Origin of the sequence: Nodularia sp. UHCC 0506 (assembly GCF_034931045.1) — a bacterium.
Taxonomy (GTDB): domain Bacteria; phylum Cyanobacteriota; class Cyanobacteriia; order Cyanobacteriales; family Nostocaceae; genus Nodularia.
Window position 1 is genome coordinate 1 of the sequence record NZ_JAYGHH010000102.1, and the last position, 2,034, is coordinate 2,034.

4 protein-coding genes are annotated in these 2,034 nt (G+C 36.1%); 3 read left to right on the forward strand and 1 reads right to left on the reverse strand.

Translation table 11 applies throughout. The features are described 5' to 3' along the window. Window positions 1–33 precede the first annotated feature (33 nt). The 3 genes from VB654_RS25155 to VB654_RS25165 all read left to right on the forward strand — a co-directional run bounded on the left by VB654_RS25155 (window position 34) and on the right by VB654_RS25165 (window position 1,178). Entirely contained in the window at window positions 34–393 is a 360-nt protein-coding gene (locus VB654_RS25155; RefSeq protein WP_006198100.1) for a type II toxin-antitoxin system RelE/ParE family toxin, read from the forward strand. Between the two features lie 7 nt (window positions 394–400). After that, on the forward strand, window positions 401–604 hold the full coding sequence (locus VB654_RS25160; RefSeq protein ID WP_323216560.1) for a hypothetical protein: 204 nt from the start codon (window positions 401–403) through the stop codon (window positions 602–604). A 133-nt stretch (window positions 605–737) separates the two neighbouring features. Further along, entirely contained in the window at window positions 738–1,178 is a 441-nt protein-coding gene (locus VB654_RS25165; RefSeq protein WP_323216561.1) for a hypothetical protein, read from the forward strand. Window positions 1,179–1,192: 14 nt separating this feature from the next. Here the strand turns inward: VB654_RS25165 and VB654_RS25170 are convergent, their stop codons facing one another. Next, entirely contained in the window at window positions 1,193–1,789 is a 597-nt protein-coding gene (locus VB654_RS25170; RefSeq protein ID WP_323216562.1) for a type IV toxin-antitoxin system AbiEi family antitoxin domain-containing protein, read from the reverse strand. Window positions 1,790–2,034: the final 245 nt, after the last annotated feature.

The window sequence follows — 2,034 nt, forward strand, 5'->3', positions numbered from 1 at the left end:
GAAAACGTATGACATTGTAATCATAATAAGTTAGTGGAATGGACAGTTGAATTTCATGATGATTTTGAGCCGGAGTTTGGTAGATTGCCTACAGAGGTGCAAGATGAGTTACTTGCTACAGCAGAGTTATTAGAAAAATTCGGCTCACAGCTAAAACGCCCTCACGTTGACACCCTCAATGGCTCAGAGTACAGCAACATGAAAGAATTACGTTTTTTGGCTCATGGTGGTGTTTGGCGTGTAGCATTTGCTTTTGACCCAAAAAGAAAAGCAATCTTGTTGGTAGCAGGTGATAAGTCGGGTGTTAGCCAAAAACGTTTTTATAAACAACTCATCAAAAAAGCTGATGCACGGTACAAGGATCATCTTTTAAAATTAAAAGAGGAAGGTTAAGTACACAATGGGTAAAAGTTTGAGAGAAAAAATCAAGGAACTACCAATAGAACGTCAAAACAAAATTGAAAAACGCGCTCAAGAATTAATTGCTCTAGAATTGACTAGACAAAAACTTAGACTAGAGAAACTTAAACTTAGAAAAGTCAGAATTATTAACCAAAAAAAAGTAATTATACTTAGGAAGGTTAATGATAATGTGTTGTTTTAATATAAAAAACTCATTTACACTCTTGAAGTGTCAAAAGTGATGTGATTATTTTTGCTTTGGTGTACACAGTGGTATAGAAATTTCGTCAAACTAATTTTAAACCGTAACTAAAAAATAACCTCTAATAAAAATAATGGGTGAGGCTAAAAGGCGTAAGCAATTACTAGGAGAGCCACAATACAAAACTCAGGCGATCGCTAAAAATTTAATAGGGAGCTTAAATCGTTCCCCTCTCCTAAAAACAATTATTTTTACATTTTTAGCAGAAGCTTTAACATACGAATTGCCGCCTGATTTGATGCCTAGAATTGCGGTGGAAAAAGCGACTAATTGGGTAAATAAGAATAGCGATATAGTTCACCATGCACAACAAAAATCAGGTTGTTTTACGCCTACAGATGAAGCCACAAGAAAGCTAGTTGAAATACTAATAGTTATATCTACAGCAGTACCAAAGGCATCATCGAAAACAGATTTTTCGCAGTTTGACCCCTATAACCCTAAAGATATTTGCAAAGCGTTAACCATTATCCTACAGGGAATCTCTATTGGCAAACAACTCAACTTGATGTGAAAATGAAAAGAACATTATTTTAGTGAATTGAGATATGGACGTATAACATTATGTACTCGACAAATTTTAGCGTAATCCCATAGTTCATCAATTGAGCATCTTCTTTCTCTCCAACATTCTCGTAGTGCTTCAAGCGCCACATCTAGACCAATTTTATTGCGAAATTTAAAACAATCCACAACTGTTTTTGCCAAAGAATATACTCGTACATTCACACCTTCTATTAGATGTTCTTCAACACCTTCACAGAGGGATTTACCAGACATATAAACAATTTTTAGAGGTAAAAGATTGTCTTTTGGGGGACGGTGCTTGTGAGGTATAGCAAGCCATACTTCAAAAGGTGCTTGAGTAGTTAGCCCATAAAAACTAAGTGCTGATAGAAGACAAATTACTCCACTAGGAACTCGTTTAGCAGTTTCAGCCAAGGTATGACCTTCTGTAATTTCAGCTTCTGCAAAAGTGTAAATACCACGGGCTGAACGTATCAGTAGTCCTTGCTGTTCCAGGCGTTTGAGATATTGTCTGTGAATACCTTGTGCTTCTATATCTTTAGCTCTAATTATGCCTTTTTCACGGGCATAATCTAGCACCTGTTGTGTTTTTGACATAATCTATACGCTTGACGGCAATACAGCCTGGGGTTCAAATGTGATAAAGTGTTAGTAGTAGTTAACAATTACCCACAATTTATCACAAATTTTTCTGTAACGCATCGTTAAAACTAAAAAAGGGAATTGACAACCGTAAGACGGGACAGAAATTAGCTGCACTGCTTCCTGATGGGATGGCTTAAGTGTTGTTGTGTTGTTTAAGCTATGACCGCCAGAAAATTTTAGTTACTGAAATTGTATTA